Source organism: Streptomyces sp. SPB162, from assembly GCF_029504575.1.
Taxonomy (GTDB): domain Bacteria; phylum Actinomycetota; class Actinomycetes; order Streptomycetales; family Streptomycetaceae; genus Actinacidiphila.
Genome location: NZ_JAQFII010000001.1, coordinates 4,269,480 through 4,288,205, shown reverse-complemented (window position 1 = coordinate 4,288,205; position 18,726 = coordinate 4,269,480). Strand labels below are relative to the sequence as shown.

8 protein-coding genes and 2 rRNA genes are annotated in these 18,726 nt (G+C 68.6%); 3 read left to right on the top strand and 7 right to left on the bottom strand.

Translation table 11 applies throughout. The features are described from left to right. Positions 1–60 precede the first annotated feature (60 nt). The 3 genes from M2266_RS19575 to M2266_RS19565 all read right to left on the bottom strand — a co-directional run bounded on the left by M2266_RS19575 (position 61) and on the right by M2266_RS19565 (position 6,219). Positions 61–3,185, bottom strand: a 23S ribosomal RNA gene (locus M2266_RS19575). Positions 3,186–3,477: 292 nt separating this feature from the next. After that, positions 3,478–5,000 (bottom strand): 16S ribosomal RNA (locus M2266_RS19570). Together the 16S and 23S rRNA genes form the textbook arrangement of a ribosomal RNA operon. A gap of 658 nt (positions 5,001–5,658) precedes the next feature. Next, positions 5,659–6,219, bottom strand: a complete 561-nt coding sequence (locus M2266_RS19565) for a MarR family transcriptional regulator (protein ID WP_277439350.1) — start codon at positions 6,217–6,219, stop codon at positions 5,659–5,661. A 114-nt stretch (positions 6,220–6,333) separates the two neighbouring features. Here M2266_RS19565 and M2266_RS19560 point away from each other — a divergent pair, with 114 nt between their 5' ends. Beyond that, positions 6,334–7,653, top strand: coding sequence for an MFS transporter (locus M2266_RS19560; RefSeq protein WP_277441273.1), 1,320 nt, complete (start codon positions 6,334–6,336; stop codon positions 7,651–7,653). A gap of 79 nt (positions 7,654–7,732) precedes the next feature. Here the strand turns inward: M2266_RS19560 and M2266_RS19555 are convergent, their stop codons facing one another. Together M2266_RS19555 and M2266_RS19550 are read right to left on the bottom strand one after the other, a co-directional pair. Then, positions 7,733–9,487, bottom strand: coding sequence for a SpoIIE family protein phosphatase (locus M2266_RS19555; RefSeq protein ID WP_277439349.1), 1,755 nt, complete (start codon positions 9,485–9,487; stop codon positions 7,733–7,735). Between the two features lie 192 nt (positions 9,488–9,679). Next, a complete protein-coding gene (locus M2266_RS19550) occupies positions 9,680–11,050 on the bottom strand; it encodes an NAD(P)/FAD-dependent oxidoreductase (protein ID WP_277439348.1) in 1,371 nt (456 codons plus the stop codon). A gap of 293 nt (positions 11,051–11,343) precedes the next feature. Between M2266_RS19550 and M2266_RS19545 the strand changes: the two genes are divergently transcribed. Together M2266_RS19545 and M2266_RS19540 are read left to right on the top strand one after the other, a co-directional pair. Continuing rightward, complete coding sequence (locus M2266_RS19545) at positions 11,344–12,300, top strand: helix-turn-helix domain-containing protein (RefSeq protein ID WP_277439347.1); 957 nt, start codon at positions 11,344–11,346, stop codon at positions 12,298–12,300. A 179-nt stretch (positions 12,301–12,479) separates the two neighbouring features. Beyond that, positions 12,480–14,267: a sigma-70 family RNA polymerase sigma factor gene (locus M2266_RS19540; protein ID WP_277441272.1), complete on the top strand. Its 1,788-nt coding sequence runs from the start codon at positions 12,480–12,482 to the stop codon at positions 14,265–14,267. 30 nt (positions 14,268–14,297) lie between these two features. Here M2266_RS19540 and M2266_RS19535 read toward each other — a convergent pair whose 3' ends face one another. After that, positions 14,298–15,029, bottom strand: coding sequence for a DsbA family oxidoreductase (locus tag M2266_RS19535; RefSeq protein ID WP_277439346.1), 732 nt, complete (start codon positions 15,027–15,029; stop codon positions 14,298–14,300). 56 nt (positions 15,030–15,085) lie between these two features. Further along, complete coding sequence (locus M2266_RS19530) at positions 15,086–18,382, bottom strand: BTAD domain-containing putative transcriptional regulator (protein ID WP_277439345.1); 3,297 nt, start codon at positions 18,380–18,382, stop codon at positions 15,086–15,088. Between the last annotated feature and the right edge of the window lie 344 nt (positions 18,383–18,726).

Genomic DNA, 18,726 nt, shown 5'->3' with positions numbered 1-18,726 from the left:
ACCGGGTATCATCACGGTTCGTTACTTCAGAACTACACAGTGGACGCGAAGCAAAAATAGTTAGACAAGCCCTCGGCCTATTAGTACCAGTCAGCTCCACCCGTTACCGGGCTTCCACATCTGGCCTATCAACCCAGTCGTCTACTGGGAGCCTTAACCCCTCAAAGGGGGTGGGAATACTCATCTCGAAGCAGGCTTCCCGCTTAGATGCTTTCAGCGGTTATCCTTTCCGAACGTAGCCAACCAGCCATGCCCTTGGCAGGACAACTGGCACACCAGAGGTTCGTCCGTCCCGGTCCTCTCGTACTAGGGACAGCCCTTCTCAATATTCCTACGCGCGCAGCGGATAGGGACCGAACTGTCTCACGACGTTCTAAACCCAGCTCGCGTACCGCTTTAATGGGCGAACAGCCCAACCCTTGGGACCGACTCCAGCCCCAGGATGCGACGAGCCGACATCGAGGTGCCAAACCATCCCGTCGATATGGACTCTTGGGGAAGATCAGCCTGTTATCCCCGGGGTACCTTTTATCCGTTGAGCGACGGCGCTTCCACAAGCCACCGCCGGATCACTAGTCCCGACTTTCGTCCCTGCTCGACCCGTCAGTCTCACAGTCAAGCTCCCTTGTGCACTTACACTCAACACCTGATTGCCAACCAGGCTGAGGGAACCTTTGGGCGCCTCCGTTACTCTTTAGGAGGCAACCGCCCCAGTTAAACTACCCACCAGACACTGTCCCTGATCCGGATCACGGACCGAGGTTAGACATCCAGCACGACCAGAGTGGTATTTCAACGACGACTCCACCATGGCTGGCGCCATGACTTCACAGTCTCCCACCTATCCTACACAAGCCGAACCGAACACCAATATCAAGCTATAGTAAAGGTCCCGGGGTCTTTCCGTCCTGCTGCGCGAAACGAGCATCTTTACTCGTAGTGCAATTTCACCGGGCCTATGGTTGAGACAGTCGAGAAGTCGTTACGCCATTCGTGCAGGTCGGAACTTACCCGACAAGGAATTTCGCTACCTTAGGATGGTTATAGTTACCACCGCCGTTTACTGGCGCTTAAGTTCTCAGCTTCGCCACACCGAAATGTGACTAACCGGTCCCCTTAACGTTCCAGCACCGGGCAGGCGTCAGTCCGTATACATCGCCTTACGGCTTCGCACGGACCTGTGTTTTTAGTAAACAGTCGCTTCTCGCTGGTCTCTGCGGCCACCCCCAGCTCAGGAAGCAAGTTCCCTCACCAGTTGTGGCCCCCCTTCTCCCGAAGTTACGGGGGCATTTTGCCGAGTTCCTTAACCATAGTTCACCCGAACGCCTCGGTATTCTCTACCTGACCACCTGAGTCGGTTTAGGGTACGGGCCGCCATGAAACTCGCTAGAGGCTTTTCTCGACAGCATAGGATCATCCACTTCACCACAATCGGCTCGGCATCAGGTCTCAGACTTCATGTGTGACGGATTTGCCTATCACACGCCCTACACCCTTACCCCGGGACAACCACCGCCCGGGCTGGACTACCTTCCTGCGTCACCCCATCGCTTACCTACTACCACCTTGGACCGGCGGCTCCACCACTCCCCTTTGCCCGAAGGCTCCAGGACGGCTTCACGGCCTTAGCATCAGAGGGTTCGATACTGGGCGTTTCAAAGCGGGTACCGGAATATCAACCGGTTGTCCATCGACTACGCCTGTCGGCCTCGCCTTAGGTCCCGACTTACCCTGGGCAGATCAGCTTGACCCAGGAACCCTTAGTCAATCGGCGCACACGTTTCCCACGTGTGTATCGCTACTCATGCCTGCATTCTCACTCGTGTACCGTCCACGACTGGCTTCCGCCGCCGCTTCACCCGGCACACGACGCTCCCCTACCCATCCCCGCACCCGTTAGGGCTTCACACGGGAATGACACGACTTCGGCGGTACGCTTGAGCCCCGCTACATTGTCGGCGCGGAATCACTTGACCAGTGAGCTATTACGCACTCTTTCAAGGATGGCTGCTTCTAAGCCAACCTCCTGGTTGTCTCTGCGACTCCACATCCTTTCCCACTTAGCGTACGCTTAGGGGCCTTAGTCGATGCTCTGGGCTGTTTCCCTCTCGACCATGGAGCTTATCCCCCACAGTCTCACTGCCGCGCTCTCACTTACCGGCATTCGGAGTTTGGCTAAGGTCAGTAACCCGGTAGGGCCCATCGCCTATCCAGTGCTCTACCTCCGGCAAGAAACACGCGACGCTGCACCTAAATGCATTTCGGGGAGAACCAGCTATCACGGAGTTTGATTGGCCTTTCACCCCTAACCACAGGTCATCCCCCAGGTTTTCAACCCTGGTGGGTTCGGTCCTCCACGAAGTCTTACCTCCGCTTCAACCTGCCCATGGCTAGATCACTCCGCTTCGGGTCTTGGGCGCGCGACTCAACCGCCCTATTCGGACTCGCTTTCGCTACGGCTACCCCACACGGGTTAACCTCGCCACACACCGCAAACTCGCAGGCTCATTCTTCAAAAGGCACGCAGTCACGAGATCACATGCAAGCATGTGATCCGACGCTCCCACGGCTTGTAGGCACACGGTTTCAGGTACTATTTCACTCCGCTCCCGCGGTACTTTTCACCATTCCCTCACGGTACTATCCGCTATCGGTCACCAGGGAATATTTAGGCTTAGCGGGTGGTCCCGCCAGATTCACACGGGATTTCTCGGGCCCCGTGCTACTTGGGTGTCGTACAAGCAAGCCGTACAGATTTCAGCTACGGGGGTCTTACCCTCTACGCCGGACCTTTCGCATGTCCTTCGCCTATCCATACGGTTTCTGACTCGCCCAACAGTCGGCAGACTGCTGAAGTACGATCCCACAACCCCGCATGCGCAACCCCTGCCGGGTATCACACGCATACGGTTTGGCCTCATCCGGTTTCGCTCGCCACTACTCCCGGAATCACGGTTGTTTTCTCTTCCTGCGGGTACTGAGATGTTTCACTTCCCCGCGTTCCCTCCACATACCCTATGTGTTCAGGTATGGGTGACAGCCCATGACGACTGCCGGGTTTCCCCATTCGGACACCCCCGGATCACAGCTCAGTTGACAGCTCCCCGGGGCCTATCGCGGCCTCTCGCGTCCTTCATCGGTTCCTGGTGCCAAGGCATCCACCGTGCGCCCTTAAAAACTTGCCTTACAGATGCTCGCGTCCACTATGTAGTTCTCAAGCAACGAACCCTCCCCCACTCCACTCCGGAACAAGTCCAAAGGTTCATGAGGCCGGCGTCGAGAGGGGACTTTCGTTCCCTCAGGACCCAACAGCGTGCCCGACCCACCAGCAATCCAGACGCTTTCCACGCCGAAGCAGTACTTGCTTCCGGATTCCCAGTGTGCCGAATAGTCAACGTTCCACCCATGAGCAACCACCGCCGAACGTATGCCGGCGTAATGGCCCTGGACTGCTATCGCAGCCAGAATGCTCCTTAGAAAGGAGGTGATCCAGCCGCACCTTCCGGTACGGCTACCTTGTTACGACTTCGTCCCAATCGCCAGTCCCACCTTCGACGACTCCCTCCCTTGCGGGTTGGGCCATCGGCTTCGGGTGTTACCGACTTTCGTGACGTGACGGGCGGTGTGTACAAGGCCCGGGAACGTATTCACCGCAGCAATGCTGATCTGCGATTACTAGCAACTCCGACTTCATGGGGTCGAGTTGCAGACCCCAATCCGAACTGAGGCCGGCTTTTTGAGATTCGCTCCACCTTGCGGTATCGCAGCTCATTGTACCGACCATTGTAGCACGTGTGCAGCCCAAGACATAAGGGGCATGATGACTTGACGTCGTCCCCACCTTCCTCCGAGTTGACCCCGGCGGTCTCCTGTGAGTCCCCATCACCCCGAAGGGCATGCTGGCAACACAGAACAGGGGTTGCGCTCGTTGCGGGACTTAACCCAACATCTCACGACACGAGCTGACGACAGCCATGCACCACCTGTACACCGACCACAAGGGGGGCCGTATCTCTACGGCTTTCCGGTGTATGTCAAGCCTTGGTAAGGTTCTTCGCGTTGCGTCGAATTAAGCCACATGCTCCGCTGCTTGTGCGGGCCCCCGTCAATTCCTTTGAGTTTTAGCCTTGCGGCCGTACTCCCCAGGCGGGGAACTTAATGCGTTAGCTGCGGCACCGACGACGTGGAATGTCGCCAACACCTAGTTCCCAACGTTTACGGCGTGGACTACCAGGGTATCTAATCCTGTTCGCTCCCCACGCTTTCGCTCCTCAGCGTCAGTAATGGCCCAGAGATCCGCCTTCGCCACCGGTGTTCCTCCTGATATCTGCGCATTTCACCGCTACACCAGGAATTCCGATCTCCCCTACCACACTCTAGTCTGCCCGTATCGAATGCAGACCCGGGGTTAAGCCCCGGGCTTTCACATCCGACGTGACAGACCGCCTACGAGCTCTTTACGCCCAATAATTCCGGACAACGCTCGCACCCTACGTATTACCGCGGCTGCTGGCACGTAGTTAGCCGGTGCTTCTTCTGCAGGTACCGTCACTTGCGCTTCTTCCCTGCTGAAAGAGGTTTACAACCCGAAGGCCGTCATCCCTCACGCGGCGTCGCTGCATCAGGCTTTCGCCCATTGTGCAATATTCCCCACTGCTGCCTCCCGTAGGAGTCTGGGCCGTGTCTCAGTCCCAGTGTGGCCGGTCGCCCTCTCAGGCCGGCTACCCGTCGTCGCCTTGGTAGGCCATTACCCCACCAACAAGCTGATAGGCCGCGGGCTCATCCTTCACCGCCGGAGCTTTTAACCCACCCCCAGGAGGAGGTAAGTGTTATCCGGTATTAGACCCCGTTTCCAGGGCTTGTCCCAGAGTGAAGGGCAGATTGCCCACGTGTTACTCACCCGTTCGCCACTAATCCACCCGAAGGCTTCATCGTTCGACTTGCATGTGTTAAGCACGCCGCCAGCGTTCGTCCTGAGCCAGGATCAAACTCTCCGTGAATGTCTCCACGCAAGAGCGGCACCACCGGCCGGAATAAGGCCCGTGGTGCACAGCGTCCTCGCTGTGTAATTGCCTCCCGCCAGTTCCCGTCCCGAAGGACCGGAGGGCGGAAGGACTTTTTCAAAGGAACCACCAAACGAAACCCGTATGGGTTCCGCCCGGGGTGTTTTAAGTCTGGCGTTGACTTTTGGCACGCTGTTGAGTTCTCAAGGAACGGACGCTTCCTTTGGTGCCGTCTCCGGCGCCCTCCGGGCTTCCCTTCGTGTTTCCGACTCTATCAGACGCTTTCGTGTCCGATTCCCAGTCAGCGGGTTTCGCCTTGTTCGCTTTCGCGCTTTCCGGCGATTCCGACTCTATCAGAACCTTTCGGGCCTGACCCCCAGTCAGCGGGGCTTGCCATCCGGGCCGTTAGGCCCTTCCGACGAGTGAAACTTTAGCGGAACTCCGGCTTCCGATCCAAATCGGCCGCTTTCCGTTCCCATTCCGAAAACGCGCACGAAAACAAAACGACAACACGTCGTTCGTTCGAGTGGTTGTGGTGATCGGAGTGGCTGCCTCGGGACCGACTCGCGTCGGCGTTCACCGGCGGGCAACTCGGAGAACACTACGCACCGGTCCAGCGGGTGTCAACCCCCGCCATCGGCACCGGCGCGGCCCCTCAGTCGAGGTCTTCGAGCCGCCCGCCGGCGTCCGGCTGTGCGACCTCCACGCGGCGCAGCAGGCGCTGGAGCACTTCGCCCAGCAGGGCTCGCTCGTCCGTGGAGAGGTCCTGGAGCAGGTCGGCCTCGAAGGCGGCGGCCATGCGCATGGTCTCCAGCCACTTGCCGCGGCCGTCGTCCGTCAGCTCGACGATGACCCGTACCCGGTTCGTCTCGTCGCGGTCCCGGGTGACCAGGCCCTCCGTGACCATGCGGTCGATGCGGTGGGTCATGGCGGCCGGGGTGAGGCCGAGCCGCTTGGCCAGGTCGCCGGGGCCGAGGCGGTAGGGCTTGCCGACCACCACGAGCGCTTTGAGGACCTCCCACTCGGCGTTGCTGATGCCGAGCGCCGAGAGGTGTCGGCCGTAGCCGACGTTCATCCGGCGGTTGAGCCGGCCCAGGGCCGTGACCACCTTCTCGACCTGGGGGTCCACCTCGGGGAACTCGCGCTGGTACGCCGCGATCTGTTCGTCGAGGTCCAGCTCTTGCGGGGGACTCGCGGGGCCGTCTGCTGCTGGCATGCGCCGAGTATGGCACGTAACCGCTTGGCGCTAAAGCCCTTCTCTGTGTACTCTTTAGCTTCTAACTTTAACTCTGAAGTCTTCAGGACTCAACGACAACCTAGGTAGGTGAGTGTGACCACCGAGATGGGCGCGGCTCTGCGCCGGATCCAGCTGGGCAACGCGCTGAGCGCGTTCGGCAACGGCTTCACGGTCCCGTATCTGTTCATTTATGTGGCGCAGGTACGGGACCTCGGTGCGACGACGGCCGGGGTGGTGCTGGCCGCCTATGCCGTGGCCGCGCTCTGCGTGCTGCCGTTCACCGGCCGGGCCATCGACCAGCGGGGTCCGCTGCCCGTGGCCATGACCGGTGCGGTGCTCGCCGCCGTCGGCGCGATGGGGTTCGGGCTCGCCTCGACCGCGGTCACCGTGGTCGCGGCGTCGGCCGTCATGGGCGCGGGCGTCGCGATCATCTCGCCGTCGCTCGCGACGCTCATCGTGTGGTGCTCCACCACGAGGACCCGCTCGCGGGCCTTCGCGACGCAGTTCTTCCTGGCCAACCTCGGACTGGGCATCGGCGGTCTCATCGGCGGCCTGATGGTCGACACCTCCCGGCCGGGCAGCTTCACGCTGCTCTTCTCAATCGAGGCCGTGATGTTCCTGGTGCTCGGCGCGGTGGTCTGCACCGTGCGGCTGCCCCGGACGTCGCGGATCGAGTGCGCGCCGTCGGACAAGGCCCCGGGCGGGTGGCGGTCGCTGCTCAAGGACCGTTCCATGGTCCAGCTCTGCGTGCTCGGCGGCGTGATGTTCTTCGCCTGCTACGGACAGTTCGAGTCGGGCCTCGCGGCGTTCGCGACCGAGGTCACCCATGTCCAACCCTCGACGCTCGGCATCGCCCTCGCGGCGAACACGGCCGTCATCGTGGCGGCGCAGTTCCTGGTCCTGAAGACGGTCGAGCGGCGGCGGCGCAGCCGGGTGATCGCCGCGGTCGGGCTGATCTGGTCGGTCGCCTGGGTCGCGGCCGGTGTCTCCGGTCTCATCCACGGGAGCCAGGCGGTCGCGACGGTGACGCTGATCTCCACGTACGCGCTGTTCGGGCTCGGTGAGGCGATGCTGTCGCCGACCGTCGCCCCGCTCGTCGCCGACCTGGCGCCGGCGCGGATGATCGGGCAGTACAACTCGGCGTTCGCACTCGTGAAGCAGCTCGCACTCGCGATCGGGCCCGCCGCGGGCGGCGTGATGGCCGGCGCCGGGATGTGGAGCGCCTACATCGGCATGCTGATCGCGTTCTCACTCGGCATCACGTTCCTGGCGCTCCGGATGGGCCGCGGGCTGACCCCCGCCCAGGACAATCCGCACGCCGTCGTGCCGGCACCGCGCGAGCCGCGCGAGCCGCTGACGGTCGAGCGCCCGCTCGTGGGCAACCTCCCGGTGGAAGCCGCCGTCGGGGGCTGACCAGCCTCCGGAAGACCGATGAACCGTACGCGCTGCCCCGGCCACCCGGCCGGGGCAGCCGTCGTTCCGGAGTCGGGTCTCAGATGCGCGGGAGGGCGAACTCGCACCAGACGGCCTTGCCGCCGCCGGGCGTCCGGCGGGAGCCCCAGCTGGAGGCGATCGTGGCGATGATCGAGATGCCGCGGCCCGCCTCGTCGGCGGGCTCCGCGCGGCGGCGGCGCGGCAGGTGGTCGTCGCCGTCGGTGACCTCGATGATCAGCCGGCGGTCGGTACGGCGCAGCCGGAGCCTCATCGGCGGGGTGCCGTGCTGCAGCGAGTTGGCGACCAGCTCACTGGCCGCGAGGACGCCGAGGTCGCGCAGCTCGGCGGGGAACCGCCAGCTGGACAGGACGCCGGTGGCGAACGCGCGGGCGCGCGGCGCCGCCTCGATGCCGCCGAGGAGGTCGAGCGAGGCGTTGCGGAAGAGTTCGGCGTCGGCGCCGGTGTGGTCCGGGTACTGCAGGACGAGGACGGCGACGTCGTCGTCGTGCTCCGAGGTCACGCCCAGGGCGCGCAGCAGCCGGTCGCAGATGACCTGCGGGGTGCCGGTCGCGCCGGCGAAGGCGTTCATCAGGGAGTCGATGCCGACGTCGATGTCCTCGCCGCGCCGCTCGACCAGGCCGTCGGTGTAGAGCACCGCCATGGAGCCGGGGCCGAGCGGGATGGATCCGGAGCTGTGCACCCAGCCTCCGGTGCCCAGGGGCGGCCCGTTCGGCTCGTCGGTGCGGTGCACCCGGCCGTCGGGGTCGCGGACGAGGATCGGCAGATGGCCCGCGGTGGCGTACGAGAGCCGGCCCTCGCTGGGGTCGTGGACCGCGTAGACGCAGGTGGCGATCTGGGTGGCATCGATCTCGGAGGCCAGGCCGTCGAGCAGCTGGATGACCTCGTGCGGCGGGAGGTCGAGCCGGGCGTACGCGCGGACCGCGGTACGGAGCTGACCCATCACGGCGGCCGCACGCACGCCGCGGCCCATCACGTCGCCGATGACGAGGGCGGTGCGGCCGGCGCCGAGGGTGATCACGTCGTACCAGTCGCCGCCGACGGCGGCGTCCGTGCCGCCCGGCTGGTACGTGGCGGCGACCCGCAGGTCGTCGGGCTGTTCCAGCTCCTGCGGGAGCAGGCTGCGCTGGAGGGTGACGGCGGTGGCGTGCAGCCGGCGTTCACTCTCCCGGAGGCGCTCGGCCGCCTGCACCTGGTCCGTGACGTCGGCGGCGAAGACGAGGACGCCGCGCTCGGCCTGGGTGGCGTCCTGCGGGCCGTGGTGCGAGCCGTGCGAGGTGCCGGGGCCGCCGCGCCCGGCCGCCGCCCCTGCGGGGCCCTGGGCGGCCGGTGCGCCGTCGTGGTGCGCGCCGGTGCGTACCGGCGTGCAGGTGAAGGTGAAGTAGCGGTCCCGGTCGGGGAGGGTGACCTTGCGCGCCTTGACGGTGCGGGGCGTGCCGCTGCGGTGCACCTGGTCCATGAGCGGGAGCAGTCCGAGCTCGTCGAGCTCGGGGAGTCCTTCCCTGGCGGGCTCACCCGTGCTGCGCGGGCCGAAGACGTCCGCGTACGCCTCGTTGACGTACGCGATGCGGTGCGCGGCGCCGTAGGTGATGGCGATCAGCGCCGGGACCTGGCTGAGGACGTCGTGGACGGAGAGCGCGTCGACGGCGTACGCCGGGGCTTCCGGGTGCTCGGCGCGGGCCGCGGGCACGCCTCCGCCTGCCGTCGGCGCGCCGGTCACGGCGTCGGGCGGGCGGGCGGCCGCGGTGCGGCGCTGCGTGCCGGGCAGCCGGGCGCTCCAGCGGGTGAGGTTCACCGGGCTCCACCTCGTGGCGTCGCGTGGGGCAGCCCGGACCGCCTGGCTCTGCGCGGGGGTACGGGGGGTCGCTCCCCGGGAGAATTCAGCAAACGTCCGATTCCTCGTATTTGTCACTCTTTGCAGGTGCTGGCGCACACATGGTCACACGCCCAGTGTGGCCGACCCGAGGCCCGGACGGAATCGCGTGGCTCAGGGCGCGTCCGGTTTGGGCGGCCCTCCCGCGGCCAGTTCGAACTCGGCGCGCGGGTGCTCCAGGGAGCCCAGCGAAACGATTTCCCTCTTGAACAGACCGGACAGTGTCCACTCGGCGAGCACCCGCGCCTTGCGGTTGAAAGTGGGCACCCGGCTGAGGTGGTACGCCCGGTGCATGAACCAGGCGGGATACCCCTTGAGCTTGCGCCCGTAGACGTGGGCGACGCCCTTGTGCAGGCCCAGGGAGGCCACCGATCCGACGTACTTGTGGCGGTACTCCTTCAGCGGCTCTCCGCGCAGCGAAGCGAGGATGTTCTCGGCGAGCACCTTGGTCTGCCGGACGGCGTGCTGGGCGTTGGGGGCGCACTCCTTGCCCGGTTCGTCCGCCGTCAGGTCCGGAATGGCCGCGGCGTCGCCCGCCGCCCAGGCGTTCTCGACCCCGTCGATCATGAGCGTCGCGGTGCCCTTGAGCCGGCCGCGCCCGTTCAGCGGCAGATCGGTGGCGGCCAGGATCGGGTGCGGCTTGACGCCCGCGGTCCAGACGACGGTGCGGGTGGGCAGGCGCGTGCCGTCGGACAGGACCGCCACCCGCTTCTCGCACGAGTCCAGCCGGGTGCCGAGCCGCAGGTCGATGTTGCGGGCGCGCAGTTCCCGGATGGCGTACTTGCCCATCTCCTCACCGACCTCGGGGAGGATCTTCTCAGTGGCCTCGACCAGCACCCATTTCATGTCCTCCGGACGCACGTTGTGGTAGTACCGCGACGCGTAGCGGGCCATGTCCTCCAGCTCGGCGAGCGCCTCGACGCCCGCGTAGCCGCCGCCGACGAAGACGAAGGTGAGCGCGGCGTCCCGCACCTCGACATCACGGGTCGAGGAGGCGATGTCGAGCTGCTCCAGGACGTGGTTGCGCAGGCCGATGGCCTCCTCGACGGTCTTGAAGCCGATGGCGAACTCGGCGAGGCCCGGGATGGGCAGCGTGCGCGAGACCGAGCCCGGGGCCAGGACGAGGTGGTCGTACGCGATCTCGATCGCCGCGCCGCCCTCCTCCTCGGTGGCCAGGGTCGCCACGGTCGCGACGCGCTTCGCGTGGTCGATGTGCGTCGCCTCGCCCACCACCAGCCGGCACCCGCTCAGCACCCGGCGCAGCGGGACCACGACGTGCCGGGGCGAGATCGACCCGGCGGCCGCCTCGGGGAGGAAGGGCTGGTAGGTCATATAGGGCTGCGGGTCGACGACGATCACTTCCGCCTCGCCGTGCCGCAGCTTCCGCTGCAGGCGCAGGGCGGTGTACATACCGACGTATCCTCCGCCGATCACGAGAATGCGCGGGCTGGTGCTGGCTCTTGACTGGGCTGCCGACTCCGTCATTGCTCCATGACGCAATGGATGACGGACGTTTGTCCACAGGGCGAACCGCAGTGATTCACTTTTACGCGGATCCGGCAGGTCAGGGATGTGTCGTTGACCGGGCAAAGCCGGTGAAAGAAGAACACCCGGGCCCGCTACTCCGATCGGGGACGCGCCGGGCGGAACGGACCCCCTTCTTTCTTGACCTGGGCTCAACTATGTTCGTAGTCCATCGGGGTGCGTTCGTCGTGCGCCGATGATCATTACGGGTGGGGAGTCTCCGGGGGGAGACGTCATAACCGGGGGATACACATATGCACATTCAGGACTCTCAATGGACGGTAGCGGCAGGCGCGGAGGGTAACGGCGGCAGCAGCCGCGCGACCCCGCTGCGGGTGGACGCCCAGCGCAATCTGGAACATGTGCTGAGGGCCGCGCGTGAGGTGTTCGGGGAGCTGGGCTACGGGGCGCCGATGGAGGACGTGGCACGCCGTGCGCGCGTCGGCGTCGGCACCGTGTACCGGCGGTTCCCGAGCAAGGACGTACTGGTGCGGCGGATCGCCGAGGAGGAGACCTCCCGGCTGACCGAGCAGGCGAAGACCGCTCTGGGGCAGGAGAACGAGGCGTGGTCGGCGCTCGCGCGCTTCCTGCGCACGTCGGTGGCCTCGGGCGCCGGGCGGCTGCTGCCGCCGCAGGTGCTGCGGGTCAGGACCGGCTCGTCCGGCGGATCCGGTGGCACGGGCTTCGCCGTCGAGGGGACCGTTTCCGCGCTCTCCGGACTGCCCGCGCACGCCGGGCCGTCGGAGGAGGCGGCGCGGGTTCCGCAGCAGCGGGCGCCGCTGAGCGTGGCGGCGGAGCCGGGCGAGCTGTCGACCGGCGTCACGGGTCCGGCGGTGCCGGCGGCCGGTCCGGCAGTGGTGCCGGCGGCCGACGCGTCGGCCGACCCGGCTCCGGTGCGCGATGCCGCGGCTCCCGAGGGTGCCGCGGTTCCGGACGACGCCGGGATCCCCGCGCTGCTGGACGTCGTCGGCCAGCTCGTCGACCGGGCGCGTGCGGCGGGCGAACTGCGGGGTGATGTCTCGGTGGCCGACGTGCTGCTGGTGATAGCCACCCCGGCGCCCTCGCTGCCCGACCCGGCACAGCAGGCGGCGGCCTCGGCACGGCTGCTGGACATACTGCTGGACGGTCTGCGCTCGCGGCCGGCGGCCGCGGCCGCGGAGGCCGTTTCGGCTCCGTCCGCGCTCAGTTGGAGCACCGCCCCGGTCGAGTAGGCCGGGCGGGACGGTCGATCAGAGGGGGAGGACCGGTGGGACCGGTGAGCGAAGGTTCCCCGGACGAGTGGTTCCGTCACGCGGCATATTGCGGGATGCACCAGGTGTGACACCCTGGCGCGGTGGACGAGGCAAACGGCGAGTCGAGCGCTTCTGCGAGTGCGGAAGCGGACGGCGGACTGCCATCGCGCCGGGTTCCCGAGCAACGTGAACCGGAGTCCCAAGTACCGCTTTCGGACGCCGAACTGGTCGCCCGGGTACGCGGCGGTGATGACAGCGCCTACGAGGAGCTGTACCGCCGGCACGCCGACGCGGTACGCAGGTACGCCCGCAGCTGCTGCCGGGACGCGCACACCGCGGAGGACCTGACCGGCGAGGTCTTCGCGCGCACGCTCCAGGCGGTGCGCGGCGGCAGCGGTCCGGACTCGGCGGTGCGCGCCTACCTGTTGACGACGGTCCGGCGCGTCGCCGCGTCCTGGGGCAGCACGGCCCGGCGCGAGCAACTCGTCGAAGACTTCGCGGTGTTCGCGGTGACGGCGGCGGGCTCGTCCGCGAGCGAGGACTCGCTGGACCTGGGCGCTGACGTCCGCGCCATGCGCGGGGCCGAGCAGTCACTGGCCATCCAGGCCTTCCGTACGCTGCCCGAACGGTGGCAGACGGTGCTGTGGCACACCGCCGTCGAGGAGGAGTCGCCGAGCGAGATCGCGCCGCTGCTCGGCCTGACGGCCAACGCGACGGCGGTACTGGCGCACCGGGCCCGTGAAGGCCTGCGGCAGGCCTATCTGCAGGCGCACGTCAGCACAGCGCTGACCACCGGGAGCAGTTGCGCACGGTACGCCGACCGGCTCGGCGCGCATGCGCGCGGCGGTCTGCGGATGCGGGCTGACCGGGAGTTGAGCAAGCACCTCAAGGAGTGCGAACGGTGCCGGGCGGCGGCGCTGGAGCTGGCCGACGTCAACTCGGCGCTCAAGGGCCTGCTGCCGGTCGCGGTCATCGGCTGGTTCGCCGCCGCGTACGCGGCCAAGGTGGCCGGCATCGCCGCGGGCGTCGGAGTGGCGAGTGCCGCCGGAGGCGCCGCGGCGGCCGCCTCGGGAGCCGCGTCCAGTGGCGGTGCGGGCACGGGTGCCGCCGGAGGCGCCGCGGCCGAGGGGCTCGGCGCGCCCGTGAAGGCCGGTATCGCGGCGGTCGTGGTGGTCGCGGCCGCCGGTATCGCGTTCGCCGCGCTGAACACCGGCCATGGCGCGCCCCAGCAGAAGCCGCAGGCCAGGCCGGCGGTGGTGGCGCCCGTCAGCACGCCGGCGGTGTCGCCGGCTCCGCGCCCGAAGCCGAAGCCGAAGCCGAGCCCGGAACCGCCGCGGGCCACCGCGGTGCCGCCGGCGCCGAAGCCGACTCCCGAACCCGCCGTCGACATCACGCGACCGCAGCCGGAAGTGACCCCCTCCCCCACGCCGACACCCGCTCCGGAGCCCACTCCCACCGTCACCCCCACCCCGCCGGCCGAGCCGACACCCACGCCTTCCCCGCCCCCCGCTCCCACGGTCTTCCAGGTCAACCAGCTGGGGTGGAGCGGGGGCGGTGACGACACCAAACCGACCGTCCGGCTCGGGCGCAGCAGCTGGGTCTGGGACCGCTGGGGCCTGAGCGTCGGGGGTGAGCGGTACGAGCACGGCATCACCGTGGGGTCCCCGTCGTCCGTGCTCATCGACCTCAACCGCGGCTGCACCACGTACGACGCGCTGGCCGGTGTGGACGACCTGGCGCTGGGGCTCGGCGCGGTCCGCTTCTCCGTCTACGGGGACAGCGGGCGGCTGTGGCGGTCGGAGGTGGTGCGCGGGGGCGACCCGGCGGTGCCGGTGAGCGTCGACATCGCCGGGCAGCAGACGATCCGGCTGGTCGTCGAGTCCGCCGACCGCTTCCCGTTCGTGAACATGGCGGACTGGGCGCGGTCCAGAATCAGCTGCCGGTAAGCGGCCGACCCTGTCGTATCCCGCTACGGCTCAGTGCGCGTGGTCGTCCGACGGGACCTGGTCGTTCGACGGGACCTCGCAGGCCCCGTCGGCGCACGCGCCGCCGTCCGCGTCCGCCTCGAGCACCGTTTCGGTCTCCTTCGCGACCTGTTCCAGGGCGCGGAGGAACGTGGACGTCTCCTGGCCGCCCTGGACCATCCACTTGCCCTCGAAGACGAAGGTCGGGACGGCCGTGATGCCGAGCCGCCGGGCCTCATCGATCTCTCCGGTCACCTCGTCGACCAGGTCGTCGCCCGCCAGGAACGCGGCGACGGGCTCCCGGTCCAGGCCGACCGCGACGGCGGCGTCGGCGAGGCGCTCGCGGTCGCCGATGTCCAGACCCTCGCCGAAGTGGGCGTCCAGGAGCCGGCCCTTGAGGCGCGCCTGCGCGGCGTGGCCGTAGGTGTCGAGGACGAAGCGCAGCAGGCGGTGGGCGAGCAGTGAGTTGTTCTCGACGACGGTGTCGAAGTCGAAGGTCAGGCCTTCCGCCGCGCCGAGCCGGGTGATCTTCTCGTCCATGGCGAGGGCCTGGGGCCCGTACTTGGCCGCCAGCACCGCGCGGTGCGGCTGCGGGGTCTCGGGGGCGGACGGGTCGAGCTGGAACGGCCGGTAGACCACCTCGACGGACCCGGCCCCCGGGAAGGCGGCGAGGGCGCGCTCGAAGCGCGCCTTGCCGACGTGGCACCACGGGCAGGCGATGTCGCTGTAGATCTCGACCTTCACGGACGCTCCCAAATTGCTTGAATGATCAATATTCGGCAACCGTCAGAAGTTCGGAGCTATTCCCCGGCAGGGGTGGGCACCAGTACGGAGGCCTCGAGCGAGTCCGCCGCGGCCCTCAGGTCCAGCGTCTCGCCGTCCGCGCGCGCGGCCTCGTACCCGGCCTCCCCCAGCGCGGCACGGGCGCCCGCCTCCGCCTCGCGGAAGCTCACCGTCTCGGGCACCGTGCGCGGCAGCAGCGGCCCGCGCAGCGCCGACGACGCCCCCTGCAGCCGCGCGGCGGCCCGTGGCTCGCCCAGCACGACGAGTAGCTCGGCCCCGTACTCCAGCAGGCCCGCGACCATCGATTCCGTGCAGCCCGATTCGACCCCCAGCCGCACAGCGCCCGCGGTACGGGCCAGCGCGTCCCGCAGATCGCCCTCCGCGGCCGCGATGCGGGCGAACAGACCGGCCAGGACCACCCCGAATACCGGCGGCGGAGTGCCCTGGCTCGCCTGGTCGCGGGCCAGCACGCACAGCTCACGGGCCCGCCGCACATCACCGCGGCGCAGCGACAGATAGGCGGACAGCGCACGGACGTAGTTCCTGGCGTCCATCACCCCGAACCGCTCCGCCCCCTCCTCGGCCCGGCGGCAGAGTTTCTCGGCCTCCGCGTCATCACCCGAACGGATGGCCAGCTCGGCCATCCTTCCGACGAGGAACGGCCCCTCGGCGATGGCGCCCAGCTCCTCGCCCAGCCGGAGGGCCGCCTCGAAGTCCGCGCGGGCCGCCGCGTACTCGCCCCGCATGACCTCCATCTCGGCGCGCGCGCCGTGCACCTGCGCGAGCATCCAGCGGTCACCGACGCGGCCGCTGAGATCCGTCAGCTCGTTCCAGTCGTCGGTCGCGCGGGCCAGTCCGCCCGGCAGGTCGATGGTGACGTGCGTACGGAACATCAGCGCGGCCGCGAGGGCCCAGTCGTCGCCGTGCGCACGGCAGTTGCGGACCACCACGTCCGTGCACTCGCGGATCGCCGTGTGCCCGCCGCCGACGTAGCTCGCGATCGGCCACAGCAGGCCCGGGAAGCGGGCCGAGGCCTGCTTCGCGTCCTGGTACGTCGCGGCGACCAGAGCGGCCGCTTCCTGCACCGGAGGGGCGCTCAGGAACTCCTCCGAAGCGTGGTCCGTACTCACGAAGAACAGCAGCAGCCGGGCGTCCATCCGCGCCCAGAAGTACGGGCCGTCCCGTTCGCCCGGTTCACTCATCCCGGTGACCCGCGTCAGCCAGCCCGCGCCCTCCTCCCGGTAGTTGCGCAACCACCAGAACCAGCCCATGTCCACGGCCAGGGGCAGCGCGTCCGCCTCGTCGCCCGCCGTGATCGCCCGCTGCAGCGCCGCGCGGATGTTGTCCAGCTCGGCCTCCACCCGGCGCAGCCACACCAGTTGGCGGGCGGTCCGCAACTGCGGATCGGCGGTGCCCACGAACCGCCGGAAGTAGCCGGTGTGGCGGCGGGCGGCCTCCGCCAGCTCACGCGGACGCTCCCGGGCGCGTTCCGCCGCGTACTCGTGGATCGTCTCCAGGAAGCGGTAGCGGACGCCGTCCTCGGGGCGGATGTCCCGGCTCTCCGCGCCGTTCTCCTGGCGCTTGCCCGGCTGTGTCGCGACCACCAGGGACTTGTCGACCAGCTGACCGATCAGCTCGATGACGTCGTCCCCGCCGACCACCGCCTCCGCGGCGGCCAGCGTCCAGCCGCCCGCGAAGACGCTCAGGCTGCGCAGCGCCGCGTGCTCCTTCTCCGACAGCAGGTCCCAGCTCCAGTCGACGACCGCCCGCAGCGTCTGTTGACGGGGCAGGAGCGTGCGGCTGCCGCTGGTGAGCAGGCGGAACCGGTTGTCCAGGCGATCGGCGATCTGGCGCGGGGACAGCATGCGCAGCCGCGCCGCGGCAAGTTCGATCGCCAGCGGCAGACCGTCCAGCCGGCGGCAGATCTCGTCGACGGCCGCCACGTCCTGCTCCGTGTCGAACCCCGGGCGGACGGCCGCGGCGCGCTCGGCGAACAGCCGGTGCGCGGTCGTCGGCGACAGCGGCTCCACCGGGCGCACCGTCTCGCCCGGTACTCCCAGCGGCTCCCTGCTCGTCGCCAGCACCGTGACGCCGGGGCAGGCGCCGAGCAGCTCGGCCGCCAACTCGGCGGCGGCGCCGATCACATGCTCGCAGTTGTCCAGCACGAGCAGCAGCCGGCGGTGGGCGCAGTGCTCCAGCAGGCGCGCGGTCGGATCGCCTGCGTCGGCGCCCGTGCCGCCACCCGAACCCTTGATGCCCTCGCGGGCCACGCCGAAGATCGTCGTGTCCCGGCGGCCGAGGGCGCTCAGGACCGCCTGCGGGACCGCTTCGGGGTGCTCGAGCGGAGCCAGTTCCGCGATCCAGACCCCGTCCGGGTAGCCGGAACCGGCCAGCGCCGCGCCCGCCTCCTCGGAGAGCCGGGTCTTGCCCGAGCCGCCGGGTCCGGTGAGCGTCACCAGGCGCGACCGCGCCACATCGGCGCGGATCTCGCGGAGTTCGGCCTCGCGGCCGACGAAGCTGGTGAGTCTGGGGCGGAGGTTGCCCTGCGGCGCGCGCGTGCTCTTCGGCTCGGGCGGGTCCTGCGCGCTGAGCAGTTGGGCGTGGAGCGCGCGCAGTTCCGGGCCCGGGTCCGCACCCAGCCGGTCCGCGAGCGTTCTGCGGGCCTGTTCGTACGCCATGAGCGCGTCCGCGGAGCGGTGCGCGGCGCGCAGCGCGCGGATCAGCTGCACGTGGAACGGCTCGTCCAGCGGGTGGTCCGCGACCAGCTCCCGCAGCTGGGGGAGCGACTCGGCCGCGCGGCCGCACGCCAGGTCCGCGTCGATCCTGCGGTGCAGCGCGGTGAGCCGCAGCGCCTCGGGGCGGGCCGCCGCCGACGTCCGGTCCGGCAGATCCGCGTACGCCGGGCCGCGCCAGAGCGCGAGCGCTTCGCGCAGGATGCCCGCGGCTGCTTCCGGGTCGCCCGCGTCGAGGACGGCGGCCCCGTCCGCGGCGAGCCGCTCGAAGACGTGGAGGTCCACGTCGCCGGGACCGGTGAGGAGGCGGTAGCCGCCCGGACCGGAGGTGACGACGTCCTTGCCCAGGGCGCGCCGCAGGCGGGAGACGAGCGCTTGCAGCGCGCCGCTCGCGTCGTGCGGGAGGTCGGCGTCCGGACCCCAGACCTCCGCGATGAGCGCCTCGGCGGAGACGGGGCGGTCGGCGTGCAGCGCCAGAGCGGCGAGCAGCGCTCGGAGCCGGCTGCCGCCGAGGGGGACGGGGACGCCGGCGGAATCGCGCGCTTCGGTGGTGCCGAGGATCAGGTACCGCACGGGGTCCATTCTGCCGGGTCGCCACGCGGATGCCGTGGCCTGTCGGAACCCGGATTCGTTCCAACTACCGGCCGGTGGGGGCTCCGGCGCCCGGGCCCTCCGGGGCGGCGGGGGTGAGCGGCATCCCGTGAGCGGCATCCCGTGAGCGCCATCCCCACCTCGCGGTCCTGGACGTCCCGCGCAGGTGCTCTCCTGAAGGCTGACGTGTTCGCGCCCGGCACCGCGGGGGGCTCGCACCCGCCGGTAGGCGGCGAGGGCGGGCGGGGCAAGGCGCGCCGGGCCGTGCCCGGACCCGTGCCGGCACGGGCAGCGCGCCCGCAGGCGCGGGCTCCTTGAAGTGTCGGGCCCCCGCC

Excerpts from the sequence above, each read along its gene's own strand:
- M2266_RS19565 (WP_277439350.1), bottom strand. The coding sequence starts at position 6,219 with ATGCCAGCAGCAGACGGCCCCGCGAGTCCCCCGCAAGAGCTGGACCTC.
- M2266_RS19550 (WP_277439348.1), bottom strand. The coding sequence starts at position 11,050 with ATGACGGAGTCGGCAGCCCAGTCAAGAGCCAGCACCAGCCCGCGCATT.
- M2266_RS19545 (WP_277439347.1), top strand. The coding sequence starts at position 11,344 with ATGCACATTCAGGACTCTCAATGGACGGTAGCGGCAGGCGCGGAGGGT.
- M2266_RS19530 (WP_277439345.1), bottom strand. The coding sequence starts at position 18,382 with ATGGACCCCGTGCGGTACCTGATCCTCGGCACCACCGAAGCGCGCGAT.